The following is a 16847-nucleotide window of genomic DNA, read 5'->3' as shown; positions in this document are numbered from 1 at the left end:
ATCTCACCGTGAATAGCGACCTCATCCTTCTCGGCCACGGCAGCGGCGGCCGGCTTTCCCATCAACTTCTGGACGAACTGATCATCCCCGCCCTGAGCGGAATCGCCCCTTCCGGGCAAGACGATGCAGCCCTGCTCCCCCCGCCTGCCGGCCAACTCGCCTACACCACCGACTCCTTCGTGGTCGATCCGATCTTTTTCCCCGGCGGCACCATCGGCAGCCTGGCGGTCCACGGCACGGTCAACGACCTGGCCATGATGGGCGCACAGCCGCTCTATCTGAGCGTCGGCCTGATCATCGAAGAGGGGTTCAGCCGGGCAGACCTGAAAACCGTGCTGGACGACATGCGCCAGGCCGCCGACAAGGCCCGGGTACGGATCGTGACCGGCGACACCAAGGTCGTCCCCCGGGGCAAGGCGGACAAAATATTCATCACAACCGCCGGGATCGGCTCGGTGGAACATGATATCGCCATCCACGGCGCCAATGCCCGGCCGGGCGACAAAATCATCATCAACGGCACCGTGGGCGACCACGGCATTGCCGTCATGGCCGGCCGCGAGGGGCTCAACGTCGGGACCGACATCCGAAGCGACTCGGCCGCCCTCAACAGCCTGGTGGCCGCAATCATCGCCGAGGCGGGAGATCTGCTGCACGTGCTCCGCGACCCGACCCGCGGCGGCATCGCCACCACCATCAAGGAGATCGCCCAGCAGTCGGAGGTGGGCATCGCCCTGCACGAGGAGCAGATCCCCGTGAACCAGGCGGTGCGCGGCGTCTGCTCGATCCTTGGCCTTGACCCGCTCTTTGTCGCCAACGAAGGGAAGCTGCTCGCCTTTGTCGCTCCCGAGGCCGCGGAACGGGTCGTGGCGGCGATGCGACAGCACCCCCTCGGCATCCAGGCCGCCATCATCGGCGAGGTTGTCGACGGAGAGCCGGGCCGGGTCCGCATGGAGACCAGCGTCGGCGGCACAAGGGCGGTGGAGATGCTGGCCGGGGAGCAGTTGCCCAGGATCTGCTGAATTCGGAACCGACTAAATTCAACATCTGCCACAGAGACACAGAGACACGGAGAACGGCTGATAGACGAGAAACCAAAAGGGCAATTTTACTCTGAGGATTTTTTGTTTTGTTCTTTCTCCTGGTTTTCTCTGTGTCTCCGTGCCTCTGTGGCAGATGTAAGGTTTTAAGGTAAATGGCAAAGGAAAAGACGCCCATAACCCCGGCCGTCCGCCAATTGCGGGCCGAAAAGGTCGAATTCACCGACCACCTCTACGCCTACGAGGAAAAGGGGGGCACGGCCGTTTCCGCCCGGGAGCTGGGAGTCGACGAACACTGCGTGATCAAGACCCTGATCATGGAGGATGAAGCAAAAAAGCCGCTCATCATCCTGATGCACGGCGATTTGCAGGTTTCGACCAAGGAGCTGGCCCGCATCATCGGTGTCAAGCAGATCGCCCCCTGCACCCCGGAGACGGCCCAAAAGCACAGCGGCTATCAGGTGGGGGGCACCTCGCCCTTCGGCACGCGCAGGCAGATGCCGGTATATCTGGAAGAAACCGTCGCCGGGCTGGAGAAGATCTACATCAATGGCGGGAAGCGCGGTTACCTGGTAGCAATGGCGCCAGCGGAACTGGTCAGGGTGTTGAAGCCGGTGCCGGTGCACGTGGGGATACATTAGGAGAAAAGGAATGATCCGTAAGGCCCAGATTAGCGACGTCAAGGCCATCCAGAAGTTGTTGATGAAGTACGCCGGCCAGGGGGACATGCTCTCCCGCTCCCTGTCGGAACTGTATGAATCGATACGCGATTTTTACGTCGTTGTGGACGACGGCAAGCTCCTGGGAGCGGCCGCTCTGCATATCGTTTGGGATGACCTGGCCGAAGTGCGCTCCGTGGCGGTGGCCGAGGAGGTCGGCCGCAGGGGCATCGGCAGCCAGCTGGTGCAGGCCTGCATCGACGAAGCGCGCCAGATCGGCCTCAGGCGCATTTTCTGCCTGACCTACAGGCCCGACTTTTTCGCCACCCTCGGTTTCCGCCTGGTGGACAAGTCCGAGTTGCCCCAAAAGGTCTGGGGCGACTGCATCAAATGCGTCAAGTTCCCGGACTGTGACGAAAACGCCATGATCCTGGACCTGAACTAAGGCCTCTCTTAGCCTGCCTGCTTGCTGCAAAGCCCTTTCCGCCACCGGAGAGGGCTTTGCTTTTTGCGGTGCCGCCCATTGAGTATCGCCGGGCCGGTGATACTATTGGAAACGGCAGCGTATTTCGTTCGGCGTAAAGGCAACCGGGATGAATATCCATGCACCACATCGTGAAGACGACCGCTACCGGGCCCTTGAGCGCGTCATGCAGCAGCAGCGCCGACGCCCGGACAGCCTCATCGAGATATTGCACGCCGCCCAGCGGCAGTTCGGCTGGCTGGATCGCGAGGTGCTGGGCCTGATAGCTGCGCGGCTCAGGCTTCCTCCCAGCCTCGTCTACGGGGTGGCCGGCTTCTATCACGCCTTTCGACTCGAACCGCCCGGCCGGCACCGCTGTACGGTCTGTACCGGTACCTCCTGCCACCTCAAAGGCGGCTCCAGGCTTTTGCAACGGTTGGAGCGGCATTTGGGCATCCCCTGCGGTGCAGCCACCCCCGACGGCAGCCTGACACTGGAAAACGTGCGCTGTCTGGGCGCCTGCGGGCTGGCACCGCTGGTCATGCTCGACGGCGAGGCCTGCCCCCACGCATCCTTTGAACCCCTCGTGGAGCGTCTGGCGACCCGCCGGGATGGGGGGGACACGTCGCCGTGAAGACGCCCGGACCGAAGGACAAAGGGGCAACGGCACGCGGCGGTGGCCTGAAGATCTCTGTCTGCCTCGGTTCTCCCTGCCTTGCCTCCGGCGCCGCCGGGGTGCTGCGGGCGCTTCGCGAAACCTGGGGCGAAGCCCCCATTGCCGTCATCGGCACCGGCTGTATGGGACCGTGCAGCCGCGGCCCCATGATCAGGATCGAGCGGGATGGCCATCCGGCGGCCTATTACGAACGCATGACGCCCCAAGCCGCCTGCACGACGGTTGCCGCGCACCTGGCCGGCGCTCCCCCCGGGCAGGGCCGCCTGGCGCCCGACTTTCCCTTCATCGCCCGACAGACACGCATCGTCCTGGAGCAGTGCGGCAGGATCGATCCGAACGACTTGAACAGCGCCCGGGCCGCCGGCGGCTACCGCGCCCTGGCCCACGCCATCGGGAAGATGACGCCCGAGCAGGTCTGTGGCGAGATCGGCGCCAGCGGTCTGCGCGGCCGCGGCGGGGGCGGCTACCCCACCGGCACGAAATGGGAATTGGTACGAGCGGCCAGTGGCAGGCGGAAATATGTGGTAGCCAACGGCGACGAGGGCGACCCGGGCGCCTTCATGGACCGCACCCTGATGGAGTCCGACCCGCACCGGCTGCTGGAAGGCATGGTCATCGCCGGATATGCCGTGGGGGCCCGCGACGGCTTCATCTTCGTGCGGGGAGAATACCCCCTGGCCGCCCAACGCCTGGGGGCGGCGATCGCCGATGCCGGCAAGGCCGGCCTGCTGGGGCGCAACATCCTGGGGAGCGGCTTTTCCTTCCGCATCCGCCTGCGCATCGGGGCGGGAGCCTTCGTCTGCGGCGAAGAGACGGCCTTGATGGCTTCCGTCATGGGACGGCGCGGCCAGCCGGTCATCCGCCCCCCCTACCCGGCCCAACGCGGCCTGTGGGGCGGCTCGACCCTGATCAACAACGTGGAGACCTTCGGCTGTATCGCCCCGATCATCCGCAACGGCGCGGCCTGGTTCAGGGCCATGGGGACACCGGGTAACAGCGGCACCAAGGTCTTTTCCATCTCCGGCGACGTGGCCACCGAGGGGGTGCTGGAGGTACCGCTCGGGACGCCGCTGCGTGAGTTGCTGGCCATGGCCGGCGGCGTGAGCGGCGGCAGTTTCAAGGCGGCCCAGACCGGCGGCGCCAGCGGCGGCTGCATCCCGGCCGGCCATATGGATGTGCCGGTGGACTACGAGTCGCTCAAGGGGCTCGGCACCATCATGGGCTCCGGCGGTCTGATCGTGATGAACGACCAGCGCTGCATGACGGATGTGGCCCGTTTTTTCATGCATTTCTGTCAGGACGAAAGCTGCGGCAAATGCGCCCCCTGCCGGACAGGCACCCAGCAGGCGGCACGCCTGCTCGACCGAATAGCCGCCGGCGAGGCGACCTCGGACGACATGTCTCAACTGGAGCAACTCTGCCGGTTTATGCAGGAAACCAGCCTGTGCGGCCTCGGCATGGCGGCCCCCACGCCGGTGCTCAGCACCCTGCGCTGGTTCCGGGAGGAGTACGAAAGCCACGTCCGTGACCGGCGCTGCCCAACCGGCGTCTGTGCCATGGAGGGGGTCCCATGCCGCGACTGACGCTTACCATAAACAATCGCAGCGTAAGCGCCCGGCGGGGCGAGAGCATCCTGTCGGCAGCGCGCCGCTCGGGTAGCGACATCCCGACCCTCTGCAATCTGGGGGGGCTGATCCCGGCCGGTGCGTGCAGGGTCTGCCTGGTTGAGGTGGCGGGGTATCCCCGCCCGGTCCCGGCCTGCGCCACGCGCGCCGAGCAGGGCATGGTGGTGACGACCGACACGGAACGCCTGACGGCGGCGCGGCGCATGATCGTGGAACTGCTGTTGGCGGAACGCAACCATAGCTGCGCGGTGTGTGTGATGAACCGGCACTGCCAATTGCAAGACCTGGCGGCGCGCCTCGGCATCGACCATGTGCGTTTTGCCTTTATCTCGCCCCAGGCCGGGGTTGATATCAGCCACGCGCGTTTCGGGATCGACCACAACCGGTGCATCCTCTGCCGCCGCTGCGTCCGGGTCTGCGACGAGATCGAGGGGGCCCATACCTGGGATGTCGACGGGCGGGGGGCGGCCAGCCGGATCATCTGCGATTTGGCGCAACCGTGGGGAACCAGCACCACCTGCACCGGGTGCGGCAAATGTGTGCAGGCGTGCCCCACCGGAGCGCTCTTCGAAAAGGACGCGCCGACCCAAAAAGCGACCATAGATATGGAGAGGTTATCCGAGTGGCGAAGGAGCCGGAAATGACGCGCCCCAGGCTTGCCACCGTCTGGCTCTCCGGCTGTTCAGGCTGTCACATGAGCCTGCTCAACCTGCACGGCGACCTGCTGGGGGTGCTGGAACAGTGCGATCTGGTCTATTCCCCCCTGGCGGATATCAAGGAATATCCTCACGGGGTGGATATCGTCCTGGTGGAGGGAGCGGTGGCGAATGAGGACAATCGGGAGATGGCGGGGATCATCAGAGAGCGGAGCGCCTGTGTGGTAAGCCTGGGGGACTGCGCCGTGAACGGCAATGTGAGCGCCCTGCGCAACCCGTCCGGTCTTGCCGCCACTCTGGGGCGGGTCTATGGTGAGGCGGCGCCGGAACATGGCGTGGCGCACCTTTTGCCCCGTGCGGTGCCGCTGCATCAGGTCATCGGGGTGGATGCGTTCCTGCCCGGCTGCCCGCCGGCCCCGGAAAGGATTCGGCGCCTGCTGACCTGCTTGCTCCGGGGGCAACCGGCGGAACTGCCGCCGGAGATGATCAGCTTCGGCTGATCGGCCCCACAGGAGATTTTCGACAACCGGTTAATCGAAGACTTCCATGGAGAGGTACCGCTCTCCCGTATCCGGCAGGATCACGACCACGTTCTTGCCGGCCCCCAGCTTTTTCGCCACCCGCACGGCGCCCACCAGGGCCGCGCCGCTCGATATCCCGCTCAAGAGCCCCTGTTTGGCCGCCAGGGTGCGGGCAGCGCTGTAGGCTTCAGCATCGGGTACGGCGATTACCTCCTGATAAATCGAGGTATTGAGCACGTCGGGGATGAAACCGGCACCGATCCCCTGAATCTTGTGGGGCCCCGCCAGGCCGCCGGACAGGACGGGCGAGCCGGCCGGCTCGACGGCGGCAATGTGGACAGCCGGGTTGTGGTGGCGGAGCACCTCGCCGACCCCGGTGATGGTTCCACCGGTGCCGACCCCGGCCACAAAGCCGTCGATGCTCAGCCCCTTCATCGCCGCGATGATCTCGGGGCCCGTCGTGCGGCGATGGGCCTCCGGGTTGGCGGGATTGCTGAACTGCTGCGGCAACAGCCAGTGCTTTTCGGCAGCCAGTTCTTCGGCCTTTTGCACCGCCCCCTTCATGCCCTGCGAAGCAGGCGTCAGCACCAGCTCGGCCCGGTAAGCCGTCAAGAGGCGTCGGCGTTCCATGCTCATGGACTCGGGCATGGTCAGCACCAACCGGTACCCCTTCACCGCGCAGACCATTGCCAGACCAATGCCGGTATTGCCGCTGGTCGGCTCGACAATCGTCGCCCCCGGCTTGAGGCAGCCGTCCTGCTCGGCCCGCTCGATCATCGCCAGGGCGATGCGGTCCTTGATACTGCCGCCAGGGTTAAAGGATTCAACCTTGGCATAGATTTCGGCCGCCCCCGCCTCCGTCAATCCGGAAAGCTTCACGAGTGGCGTGGCGCCGATCTGTTCGATGGCATTTGTGCTGATGGCAATGGGCATGTTGTTATCCTGGCATAAGGTCTGCGGGCGCAGGTTCCTGCACGGCCGCGGTGTGCGGGACATGGCGGAAAACCGCGTTCCCTAGATGTAGTACATGAAGCGGTGGTCCTGCTCCTTCTTGATTCCCATATCCAATCCGCGCTGACACAGGGTCTGGAGGGTTATACCGGAGAACAGGGTGTTGAGTAACGTGGTGGCCTCTTCCCAGACAGTCTGGGTCACGCACTGTCCCTCAAAGGGGCAGTCGGTCTTGCGGTTGCGTTTTTTCGGCGTCGCCCCGGTGCAATCCACCAGGAGCACGTCCAGTTCGGTGGCGCACAGTACGTCAAGAACCGTGATTTCCTCGGGCTTTTTGGCCAGGCAGTATCCCCCCTGAGGCCCGCGCTTGCTTTTCAGTATCCCGGCCCGCTTGAGGTTCTGGAAGATCTGTTCGAGATAACGGGGTGATATCTGCTGGCGGCGGGAGATGTCCTGAATCTGGGCCGGCATATTGCCACAGTTATAGGCAATGTCGAAAAGAGCCCTCAGGCCGTACCGACTTTTTGTTGACAGACGCATAGTTCCTCCCGGAGGTTACATCGTTACGTACCACCATCTATAACAAAAATACACCGCACACGTCAACAAAACTAACCAAAATACTTTCAAAATTCTACACAAAGCGACGATGGTTTCCACGAGGGTTCCCACAGGCTTCGGCTCAACTTTCCACGGCCCTGGCGACCGTCACGACCACCACCTCGCCGGCGCCGGCGGCCGTGAGCACATGGGCACACTCCTTCACGGTGCTGCCGGTGGTGTAGACATCGTCCACTAGCAACACGCGCCGCCCCTTTACGACAGCGGCGTCCCTGACGTCGAAGGCCCCTTTGACATTATCGCGCCGTTGCGCCGCGGTCAGGGTGATCTGCGGTTCGGTCCACCGGATGCGCCGCATGGCGCCGCGCTCCAAGGGGATGCCCCATTCCCGTGACCAGGTTTCGCCCAGCAACACAGCCTGATTGAAACCACGCTCCCTGAGTCGCCGGACGTGCAGCGGCACCGGTACGATCAGCTCCGGGGCGCATGCGGCGACAAAATCCCGCAGAGGGGCGGCCGTCAGCAGGGCAAGGGGGCGGCGCAGATGGGTTTTATAGCGATATTTGTAGGCGTGGATCAGTTCGCGGCACTCCCCCTCGTAGATCAATGCCGCCCGGGCAGCTGCAAAATCGGGCTTTGACTGCCGGCACGCGCCGCACACATGGTCGTCACCCACCCCCAGGAAGGGAATGCCGCACACCGGGCAGAGCGGATGGGCCACGGCGGGCATCCGTTCCCGGCACGCCGGACAGATGTGCACGGGGCCGGCATCGGGGATGAACGCCCGGCAGAGGTGACAGAGCGGAGGGAAAAGAACATCGAGGAAGGTTGCGAAAAATTTGTTCACGGCAGGTCACCGTAGAGTGGGAGCCCCCGGCTTTCCAGGAAAACCGGGGGGCGAACCATTCGCCTAATAGCGCATTGACACCCGATAGGCCAGCTTCGTTTCACCATCCGCCGGTACCGGTATTTTGTACTCCAGGGTCCCGGAATTGGCCCTGACGTAGTCATGGGTGGAGTTCAGCACCTGCCAGTCGCCCGGGACCGGTTCCGTCACCCGCACCACGACGGCCTCTTTCTTGTGGTTGCGGATGGAGATCTCGTAGGCCGCCTCGTAGCTGTCCTTGGCGCGTTTCTTCCAGTCGGTCTGCTTCTTGTCGGCCACCACGTCGAAGGCATCCCCCAGCTTGATGCGCACCTTTTCGTCCCGGGGGGTGTGGTCGATGGCATCCTCGCCCACGAACTGGAGCGACTTGTCGCCGTCCTTTTTGTAGACCCGCACGGTTCCCTTGGGCAACGGCATCCCCAGGTGGTTCTTCTCCCGGTTCTCCAGCTCGATATACACGCCGACCTTCTGTTTTTTGGCGATATCGCCGCCGTAGGCATCCTGATAGTAATAGGAGGCGCCGGACAGGAGCAATTCCTTGCGCACCGGTATGTCGGCTGCGGTAAACAGGCTGATCTGCTTGGATTGGTTGTCCTTGATGGTGGAGGGGCGCTGGAGTGCGTACATGTGGTACTCCAGCAGCCCCTCCTCCCTGAACTGGGGCGCCGGAGCGGCCACCTCCATCTTCATGGCCTTCTTGGCCCCATAGCGCGGCTGCACCTCGTCGCGAACCCGGTTCACATCCCCGGCCACCAGCTTGACGACGGCATTGCGATAGGTCGCCCCGCTGTTGTTGGTGATGGTGACCCACCCGCCCAGATCGGCCTTGTCGTCCCGTTCGTTGAGGGTCATGACGTAATCGGCGCGCCACGTGATGCCGCTGGTCAGGTAGGCGGCCTCCACCGTGTGCGCCTTTTCACGGCTGTTCTCCAGAAGCCACACCAGGGTTGGGCTGGCGATCAGGCTGTCCGGCACCTGGGGGAAGATCACCCGCCCCGGATGGCCGTAGGTGATCTCGTTGCCGATCCTGAATACCGGCCCGTCGTTGTTGGCGAGGAGCGTGGCGGTCACCACCTCTTCCCGCTCGCTGTAGGGATTTTTCTGGTAGAGCTTGACCTCCTTGCCCACATACTTGTCCAGCAGTTTCTGCGGGCTGAGCAGGTCGTACTCGTAGTTCTGTTCCAGGACATTCAGGCTGGCCGCGTCCGAGAGCGAGCGGATATGGACGCTGGCCGGCATAATGGCCGTGGCCACATCCATGAAACGCAGTTCGCTGCCCCCCTTGGGCAGGTGCAGCACGCGCAGGTCCTTGACCAGGCCGAGGCTGGAATTATAGATGGTCACCGCCACGCCGGTCTGTTCGGCAATGGTCGAGGTGGTCACCGCCGCCTCGCCGCCGGCGCCCCACAGCTGATGGGCCATTACCGCAACCAGTGCCGCTGCCGCCATCATCGTGCGAATCCAGTGAACCGTCATATCCCCTCCCCTCGCCCCTTGGGGCGTTACGCTGCGCAACGTACCGACGCGCAGCCTATTTCAGCACCTTCACGGACTTGATCACCACCTGCTGTTCGGGCACATCCCCCATGCCGTGGTGGAATCCGGTCCTGACCGCTTTGATCCTGTCCACCACGTCCATCCCCTCAATGACCTTGCCGAAAACGGCATAGCCGTAGCCGTCCGGGCTGGGGCGGTTCAACATGCGGTTGTTCACCACATTGATGAAAAATTGCGCAGTGGCGCTGTCCGGCATGCCGGTACGGGCCATGGCGATGGTGCCGCGGTCATTTGTCAGGCCATTGGTCGCCTCGTTCTTGATGGGGCTGACGGTCGGTTTCTGGACGAAGTCGGTGGTAAAGCCGCCCCCCTGGATCATGAAGCCGTTGATGACGCGATGAAAGATCGTACCGTTATAGAACCCCTTGTTGACATACCCGAGGAAATTCTTGACGCTAATGGGCGCCTCCTTTTCGAACAGTTCCAGCTTGATGGCGCCCTGGCTGGTCTCCATCAGGACAACCGGATTCTTTGCCGTGCCGGCGGCACAAGCTATACCGGCGAATATGAAAACAGCCATAAGGGCCACTATTGATCTTCTCAACATTGCGGTTCTCCTTCATATAATAGATCGATAAATTTGTTCGCGAGATATGCCCGGTCCCGGCTGCCCCACCTGGCATCATCAGGGGCAGTTCGGACACGGCTTACCGTTGCAGCCTGGATTCATGCCCCTGCCGCACCCCATGCCCATTGCGACGCACTCACCGTCACGTTTTCCGTTCGTGGGGAGACCGCTCTGGACACGTATTGCACCGATCCTGGCCTGGATTGCGGCGATATCGGCCTGCAAAGCCGCCACTTTGGCGGCATCCGGGACGCCCTTCAGGTTTTCACGCTGCAACTCGAAACGCCTGTTCATCATTTCCTGGCGCAAGTCCAGGGTGTCCTGCTGAAATTTTCTGAACTGCGCGGACTGGCCAGCGTTCTGGGCGCACTTGGCGCAGCCGCCATTCATGCCGCCCATGGGGTCGTCGGCGAGTGCCATACTCCCGATGGCCAGCGCCACCACCAGGACCGTCAGAGTTGAAACGAATGCTTTCATAAACCTACCTCCTTATAAATTGTTACCGTCTGTTTTTTGCAACGTTCTCCCGCAAACAGGGAAAGCCTCCGAAAGGCGGGTGCTACTCCAACGAACGCACCAGATCGGCCAGACACTGGATAAATGCCGGTGAACTGTTGAGGGACTCGCTGCGCCGAAAGTTTGCAATGCCCAGTTTCTGTGCCTCTTCCCGGTACTGGATATCGATTTCGTAGAGGGTTTCGATGTGATCGGAGACGAACGAAAGCGGCACCATCAACAGATCCCTGCAGCCAGCCTTCGCCAGTTCCCCGATCGTGCTCTCGGTGGAGGGCTCCAGCCACTTGACCGGACCGGCCCGCGACTGGAAGGCCAGATGGTGCGAGATGCCGCCGAAATGCTCCATCACCAGCCGCACCGTGGCCTGGATATGGTCCAGGTAGGGGTCGCCGGAATCGATGAACGACCGGGGCAGGCCGTGGGCCGAGAAAACCAGTTGCACGGCGCTTCGGTCGGCAAATTCGGCCAGCCCCTGTTCGACCTTCTCAACCAGGGCCCCGATATAACCGGGATGATCGTAGAACTGGCGGATAGCGCTCAGATCGAAGCGCACCTTTGCCTGGGCCAGCACCCGTTCCAACTCGTTGAAACTGGAACCGGTGGTAGCCCGGGAGTAGTGGGGGTAGAGCGACAGCGCCACGACCCGGCTGATGCCTTCCCGCTTGATGGCCGCCAGGGCGGAAGTAGTGTCCGGCTTCCAGTAGCGCATGGCCACGAAGCAGCGATACCGCTCCCCCAGAACCTTTTCCAACTCAGCGCCCTGCCGCTCGGTCAACTCACGCAGGGGCGACTTTCCCCCCATCCGGCGGTAATACTCGACCACCGTCTTGGCGCGCCGGTGTGAGATGATCCGCGCAATCACCGGCTGCAGAAAGGCCGGGCCGATACGGATGATGTCCCGGTCCGAAAACAGGTTGCAGAGAAACGGTTCAACGGCGTCCAGGGAATCCGGGCCGCCCATCTGGAGCAGCAATACGGCGGTTTTTTCAGACATTTTGTTCTCTCTCTCCCACCATGCGGCGACGGAGGCTGCACCAAGGACAGCGGCATACGACGGAAAAAGCTTCTGCGCGCCCCTGCGTATTCGGCGTACCGGCGTACCGGCGTGGCGGATGTGGTTACGCGCGGATCATCACCAACAGCATCTTGAACGGCTTGACCGCCTTGAGTGCATGGGGTTTGTTGGCCGGCATGATGATCATCTGGCCGGCCCCCACCGTCTGGGGGCTCCCCTCGATGGTCACCTCGGCCTCGCCGTCCACCACCTGCACAAAGGCGTCGTAGGGGGCGGTATGTTCGGAAAGCCCCTGCCCGGCATCGAAGGAAAACAGCGTCACCGTTCCGATTGTCTTGTCGATCAACGTCTTGCTGACCACCGAACCGTCCTGATAGGCAACCAGGTCGCTCATGGTCAGGGCTTTTCCGATCAGCTCCATGTTCTCCCCCTCTTTCAGCCAATAGAGTCTGCCAGCGGCGCCATAATATGATGTAAACTCCCCCCAGGCAATAGTTTAAACGCAAAAGGCCGGAGACATGGTGTCTCCGGCCTTTTCCTTTTTTCATACCAGTAGCAGGAACGTCGATTTTTCGTCAGATCAAGGCGCCGAGGAAGAGCGAGGAGTCCCTCACCCGGCCTTTGGCCACCCTCTCCCAGAGGGAGAGGGTAACAGTATCCCTTCTCCCCCTGGGAGAAGGATAGGATGAGGGGCGCTACGCCGCACGAGTGACTGACGAAGACAACGCCGAGCTGCGTAAAAGCGGCGTTACCCGATTAGTACATGCCGCCCATGCCGCCCATGCCACCCATGCCGCCGCCCGGCATGGCAGGAAGTGCGGATTCTTCCTTCGGCTTCTCGGCGATCAAAGCCTCGGTGGTCAGCATCAGGCCGGCGATGGAAGAGGCGTTCTGCAGGGCCGAACGGGAGACCTTGGTCGGGTCGATGATGCCGGTCTTGATCATGTCGACATACTCGTCGGAGGAGGCGTCGTAGCCGAAAGCATCCTTGCCGTTCTTGATCTTGTCCACCACGATGGAGGCGTCGATGCCGGCATTGTCGGCGATCTGGCGGATCGGAGCTTCCAGGGAGGCCTTGACCACGTTGACGCCGAACTGCTGCTCGGCTGTCAGCTCGAGGCCGTCCAGCACCTTGAGAGCGCGGATGTAAGCCACACCGCCGCCGGGGACGATGCCCTCGTCAACGGCTGCGCGGGTAGCGTGCAGCGCGTCTTCCACGCGGGCCTTTTTCTCTTTCATCTCGACTTCCGTAGCGGCACCGACCTTGATGACGGCAACGCCGCCCACCAACTTGGCCAGACGCTCCTGAAGCTTCTCGCGGTCGTAATCGCTGGTGGTTTCCTCGATCTGGGCGCGGATCATCTTCACGCGGCCCTGGATGGCCTCTTCCTTGCCGTCGCCGTCGATGATGGTGGTGTTGTCCTTATCGATAGTGATGCGTTTGGCGCGGCCCAGCATCTCGATGGTGGTCTGGTCGAGTTTGAAACCGACCTCTTCGGAGATCACCTGGCCGCCGGTCAGGATGGCCAGGTCTTCCAGCATGGCCTTGCGGCGGTCGCCGAAACCGGGAGCCTTGACGGCAGCGACGTTCAGCACGCCGCGCAGTTTGTTGACCACCAGGGTAGCCAGCGCTTCGCCTTCGATGTCTTCGGCGATGATCAGCAGCGGGCGGCCGGTTTTGGCGGTCTGCTCAAGAACCGGGAGCAGGTCCTTCATGTTGGAGATCTTCTTGTCGTGGATCAGGATCACGGCGTTCTCGAGGGTCGCTTCCATGCGCTCCGGATCGGTAACGAAGTAGGGGGAGAGGTAACCGCGGTCGAACTGCATCCCTTCCACGGTCTCCAGGCTGGTTTCCATCGCCTTGGCTTCCTCGACGGTGATGACGCCTTCCTTGCCGACCTTCTCCATGGCTTCGGCAATGATGTCGCCGATGGTTTTGTCGTTGTTGGCGGAGATGGTGCCGACCTGGGCGATCTCTTTGTGGTCCTTGATCGGCTTGGAGATTTTCTTCAGTTCATCCACGATGGTTTCCACGGCCTTGTCGATGCCGCGCTTGATCTCCATCGGGTTGTGACCGGCAGCGACCAGCTTGGAGCCCTGACGGTAGATGGCCTGGGCCAGAACCGTGGCGGTGGTGGTGCCGTCACCGGCAACGTCGGAGGTCTTGGAAGCGACTTCCTTCACCAACTGGGCGCCCATGTTTTCGAATTTGTCTTCCAGTTCGATTTCCTTGGCAACCGTCACGCCGTCCTTGGTGATCAGCGGCGCGCCGAAGGATTTGTCGATAACGACGTTACGACCCTTGGGGCCGAGAGTAACCTTAACGGCGTCTGCCAGGGTGTTGACACCCTTCAGAATGGCGTTACGACCGTCCTGGTCGAACTTGATAATCTTTGCAGCCATGTTTTATTCCTCCATGTATGAAATTTTTATGGTGTGATCTTATTGCGGCACGGCAAAAGACTCCAGATGCAAGGCGCGCAAGGAGCGGGGCGCGAGGCGTACCGGAGGTACGTTGAGTGTCCCGCGACGAAAGCAACGCCGCAGATGGACCTTTGGCGAAGCCGCTCTATTCTACGATGGCCAGGATGTCTTCTTCCCGCATAATCAGGAACTCTTCACCGTCCACCTTGATCTCGGTGCCCGAATATTTGCCGAACAGGACTTTGTCCCCCACCTTCACGTCCAGCGGCAAAACCTTGCCGTCTTCGGTCTTCTTGCCGTTTCCGGCAGCCACGATCTCGCCACGCTGCGGTTTTTCCTTAGCGGTTTCAGGGATGAAGAGCCCCCCAGCCGTCCTGGTTTCTTCTTCGACCCTCTTGACGAGGATGCGGTCCTGAAGTGGTCTCAAACTCATGTGTCCTTCTCCTTTCTATTACCGTTGGTGGTGTAAAATCATAGACAAGATTAGCACTCGCAACGACCGAGTGCTAACGTAGGGGAATATAATCAACAGGGGGGTAAAAATCAAGGGGTGTGATAATTTTTTTCCCAACAGACCGTCATGCTTGCCGAAAAGGCTTCATCCGCCGCCCCACCCCGGCGTGGCAGGCATCGCAGTACTACCCGGCGCAGGCAAATTAAATATGCAAATAAATACGGGCAACTATCGGTAAAACCGCAACAAGGGCGTTGCGCTCTTTACTTTCCGTTTTGACAATTGCCGTGCCGTCTGGTACAAAATCCGCAACTGTTTATCAACCGGTCTGGTGCCGCGCTCGTGATCAGCGCGGTTAAAAGGGAAGAGGGTGCAACTCCCTCGCTGTCCCGCAACTGTAAGGGGGGACCGATGCCGCAGAACGCCACTGGGGAAACCTGGGAAGGCGCGGCAGAGGAATGATCCCCAAGCCAGGAAACCTGCCATGCCGATGCTTTTGGGACCTCCGTGGAACGAGGGGCCGGAGCCGGATAGCAACTTTCATCCAGGTATTTTCGAGCCCCTGCCCATGAGTTCATTTGGCAGGGGCTTTTTTCGTCAAGAGTTGTTCGCAAATAACTGCCGCGAGGAACGTATGGCCAAAACAATCTTCATTACCGGCGGGGCGCGAAGCGGCAAGAGCCGTTTCGCCGAGGAACTGGCCCGACAATTCGGCGCGCCGCTCTGCTACCTGGCAACGGCCCAGGCGCTGGACGACGAGATGGCGGAGCGGGTCAAAAGACACCGTCTGCGCCGGGGCGATGCCTGGCAGACCATTGAGGAGCCCCTGCATCTGTCCCATGCCCTGGCCCGTTGCGACGGCACCGGCGAGGCGGTTTTGGTGGACTGCCTCACCCTGTGGCTCTCCAACCTGCTCTTTCACTACGACGAGCGGGAAGAAGACGCCGAGGCCCGCATCATGGAGGATGTGCGCCGCCTGACGGCCACCCTGCGGGAGATGCGGACCCCGGTCATTGTGGTGTCCAACGAGGTGGGCCAGGGGATCGTGCCGGAAAACCGCCTGGCGCGCCGTTTCCGCGACATCGCCGGCCAAGCTAACCAACTCCTGGCGGCCATGGCGGACGAGGCGTATGTGGCCATCAGCGGGATACCGCTCAGGTTGAAATAGCCGCACATTCAACAAACAAGCTCACAAAAGGAGATTATCGATGAACATCCTAGAGACCACGCTGGAACGCATCAAACCGGTCAACGCCGAACTGCTGCAACAGGCCCAGGCAAAACTGGACAACAAGACCAAACCCCTGGGTTCCCTGGGCAGGCTGGAGGAATTCGGGCGCCGTGTCGCCGCCATCAGCGGCACCATGAATCCCGACACCACGAAGAAGGTCATCTTCACCTTTGCCGGCGACCATGGCGTGACCGACGAGGGGGTTTCGGCCTTCCCGAAAGAGGTCACGCCCCAGATGGCCTTTAACATGCTGGCCGGCGGCGCCGGGGTCAACGTGCTTGCCCGCCATGCCGGGGTCGAGGTACGGCTGGTGGATGTGGGGATGGACTACGACTTCAACGGCGCCCCTGGCCTGATCGACCGCAAGGTGGCCCGCGGCACCAAAAACTTCGCCAAGGGACCGGCCATGACCCGCGACGAAGCTCTGGCAGCCCTGAAGGTCGGCATCGACCAGGCCGACCAGTGCAAGGCGGAAGGGGTTGCCATGGCGGGAACGGGGGAACTGGGCATCGGCAATACGACCCCCTCCTCGGCCATCATCGCCGCCATCTCCGGCATTTCGGTCAAGGAGCTGACCCACCGGGGCACCGGCATCAACGACGCCGCCCTGGCGAACAAGATTCGCGTCATCGAACAGGGGCTGGCCCTCAACCGCCCCGACCCGAAGGACCCTCTGGACGTACTGACCAAGGTGGGGGGACTGGAGATCGCCGCCATTGCCGGCTTGGTGCTGGGATGCGCAGCCAATGCCATCCCGGTTGTGGTGGACGGCTTCATCTCCACCGCCGGGGCATTGATCGCCTCGGAATTACACCCGAATGTGCGCGACTATATCTTTGCCGCCCATGCGTCGGTGGAAATCGGCCACCGTTTCATGCTGGAACGGATCGGCGCCACGCCGATCCTGGACCTGAATATGCGCCTGGGAGAAGGCACCGGCGCCGCCTTGTCCATGAGCCTGATCGAAGCCGGGGTCAAGGTTTTGAAAGAGATGGCCACCTTCGAGCAGGCTGGGGTAGCGGAACAACTATAACCGGACAAGGG

19 protein-coding genes and 1 riboswitch are annotated in these 16847 nt (G+C 62.2%); of the genes, 9 read left to right on the top strand and 10 right to left on the bottom strand.

Annotation, left to right across the window (positions count from 1 at the left end):
* Window positions 1-8 precede the first annotated feature (8 nt).
* From hypE to F6V30_RS06715, 7 genes are all read left to right on the top strand, one after another.
* Window positions 9-1022 (top strand): hydrogenase expression/formation protein HypE, encoded by a 1014-nt coding sequence (gene hypE / locus F6V30_RS06745; protein WP_151156086.1) that lies wholly within the window; start codon window positions 9-11, stop codon window positions 1020-1022.
* A gap of 173 nt (window positions 1023-1195) precedes the next feature.
* Window positions 1196-1681, top strand: a complete 486-nt coding sequence (gene ybaK, locus F6V30_RS06740) for a Cys-tRNA(Pro) deacylase (protein WP_151156085.1) — start codon at window positions 1196-1198, stop codon at window positions 1679-1681.
* Window positions 1682-1691: 10 nt separating this feature from the next.
* Window positions 1692-2144 (top strand): N-acetyltransferase, encoded by a 453-nt coding sequence (locus tag F6V30_RS06735; protein ID WP_151156084.1) that lies wholly within the window; start codon window positions 1692-1694, stop codon window positions 2142-2144.
* A gap of 148 nt (window positions 2145-2292) precedes the next feature.
* A complete protein-coding gene (locus F6V30_RS06730) occupies window positions 2293-2796 on the top strand; it encodes an NAD(P)H-dependent oxidoreductase subunit E (RefSeq protein WP_151156083.1) in 504 nt (167 codons plus the stop codon).
* Window positions 2793-4421, top strand: a complete 1629-nt coding sequence (locus F6V30_RS06725) for a NuoF family protein (protein WP_151156082.1) — start codon at window positions 2793-2795, stop codon at window positions 4419-4421. The genes F6V30_RS06730 and F6V30_RS06725 overlap by 4 nt, the downstream gene beginning before the upstream one ends.
* Entirely contained in the window at window positions 4409-5107 is a 699-nt protein-coding gene (gene hoxU / locus F6V30_RS06720) for a bidirectional hydrogenase complex protein HoxU (RefSeq protein WP_151156081.1), read from the top strand. Before F6V30_RS06725 ends, hoxU begins: the two co-directional genes overlap by 13 nt.
* Window positions 5104-5619: an NADH-quinone oxidoreductase subunit B family protein gene (locus F6V30_RS06715; RefSeq protein WP_151156080.1), complete on the top strand. Its 516-nt coding sequence runs from the start codon at window positions 5104-5106 to the stop codon at window positions 5617-5619. The genes hoxU and F6V30_RS06715 overlap by 4 nt, the downstream gene beginning before the upstream one ends.
* Window positions 5620-5649: 30 nt before the next feature.
* On the opposite strand, the gene cysK is transcribed toward F6V30_RS06715, so the two are convergent.
* The 10 genes from cysK to groES form a co-directional block, all read right to left on the bottom strand.
* Window positions 5650-6573, bottom strand: a complete 924-nt coding sequence (cysK, locus tag F6V30_RS06710) for a cysteine synthase A (RefSeq protein ID WP_151156079.1) — start codon at window positions 6571-6573, stop codon at window positions 5650-5652.
* An 81-nt stretch (window positions 6574-6654) separates the two neighbouring features.
* Window positions 6655-7131 (bottom strand): RrF2 family transcriptional regulator, encoded by a 477-nt coding sequence (locus tag F6V30_RS06705; protein ID WP_149306717.1) that lies wholly within the window; start codon window positions 7129-7131, stop codon window positions 6655-6657.
* A gap of 142 nt (window positions 7132-7273) precedes the next feature.
* A complete protein-coding gene (locus F6V30_RS06700; protein WP_151156078.1) occupies window positions 7274-7999 on the bottom strand; it encodes a ComF family protein in 726 nt (241 codons plus the stop codon).
* A 63-nt stretch (window positions 8000-8062) separates the two neighbouring features.
* A complete protein-coding gene (locus F6V30_RS06695; protein ID WP_246163276.1) occupies window positions 8063-9514 on the bottom strand; it encodes a DUF4139 domain-containing protein in 1452 nt (483 codons plus the stop codon).
* A 55-nt stretch (window positions 9515-9569) separates the two neighbouring features.
* Window positions 9570-10142 carry a peptidylprolyl isomerase gene (locus F6V30_RS06690; RefSeq protein WP_151156077.1) on the bottom strand — a complete coding sequence of 191 codons (573 nt, stop codon included), beginning with the start codon at window positions 10140-10142 and terminating at the stop codon, window positions 9570-9572.
* Between the two features lie 78 nt (window positions 10143-10220).
* Window positions 10221-10640: a hypothetical protein gene (locus F6V30_RS06685; protein ID WP_151156076.1), complete on the bottom strand. Its 420-nt coding sequence runs from the start codon at window positions 10638-10640 to the stop codon at window positions 10221-10223.
* A gap of 82 nt (window positions 10641-10722) precedes the next feature.
* On the bottom strand, window positions 10723-11673 hold the full coding sequence (gene hemH / locus F6V30_RS06680) for a ferrochelatase (protein ID WP_151156074.1): 951 nt from the start codon (window positions 11671-11673) through the stop codon (window positions 10723-10725).
* Window positions 11674-11797: 124 nt separating this feature from the next.
* Window positions 11798-12115 carry a cupin domain-containing protein gene (locus tag F6V30_RS06675; protein WP_151156072.1) on the bottom strand — a complete coding sequence of 106 codons (318 nt, stop codon included), beginning with the start codon at window positions 12113-12115 and terminating at the stop codon, window positions 11798-11800.
* 335 nt (window positions 12116-12450) lie between these two features.
* A complete protein-coding gene (groL, locus tag F6V30_RS06670; RefSeq protein WP_151156070.1) occupies window positions 12451-14097 on the bottom strand; it encodes a chaperonin GroEL in 1647 nt (548 codons plus the stop codon).
* A 166-nt stretch (window positions 14098-14263) separates the two neighbouring features.
* Window positions 14264-14551, bottom strand: a complete 288-nt coding sequence (groES, locus tag F6V30_RS06665; RefSeq protein ID WP_149306724.1) for a co-chaperone GroES — start codon at window positions 14549-14551, stop codon at window positions 14264-14266.
* A 333-nt stretch (window positions 14552-14884) separates the two neighbouring features.
* Window positions 14885-15073: riboswitch (cobalamin riboswitch) on the top strand.
* A gap of 133 nt (window positions 15074-15206) precedes the next feature.
* Between groES and cobU the strand changes: the two genes are divergently transcribed.
* Together cobU and cobT are read left to right on the top strand one after the other, a co-directional pair.
* Entirely contained in the window at window positions 15207-15740 is a 534-nt protein-coding gene (gene cobU / locus F6V30_RS06660) for a bifunctional adenosylcobinamide kinase/adenosylcobinamide-phosphate guanylyltransferase (protein WP_151156068.1), read from the top strand.
* A 40-nt stretch (window positions 15741-15780) separates the two neighbouring features.
* Entirely contained in the window at window positions 15781-16836 is a 1056-nt protein-coding gene (gene cobT, locus F6V30_RS06655) for a nicotinate-nucleotide--dimethylbenzimidazole phosphoribosyltransferase (protein ID WP_151156066.1), read from the top strand.
* Window positions 16837-16847 lie beyond the last annotated feature (11 nt).

Source organism: Oryzomonas sagensis (assembly GCF_008802355.1).
Taxonomy (GTDB): domain Bacteria; phylum Desulfobacterota; class Desulfuromonadia; order Geobacterales; family Pseudopelobacteraceae; genus Oryzomonas; species Oryzomonas sagensis.
Note: the sequence above shows the minus strand (reverse complement) of the source record. Positions and strands in the feature narration are given on the sequence as shown.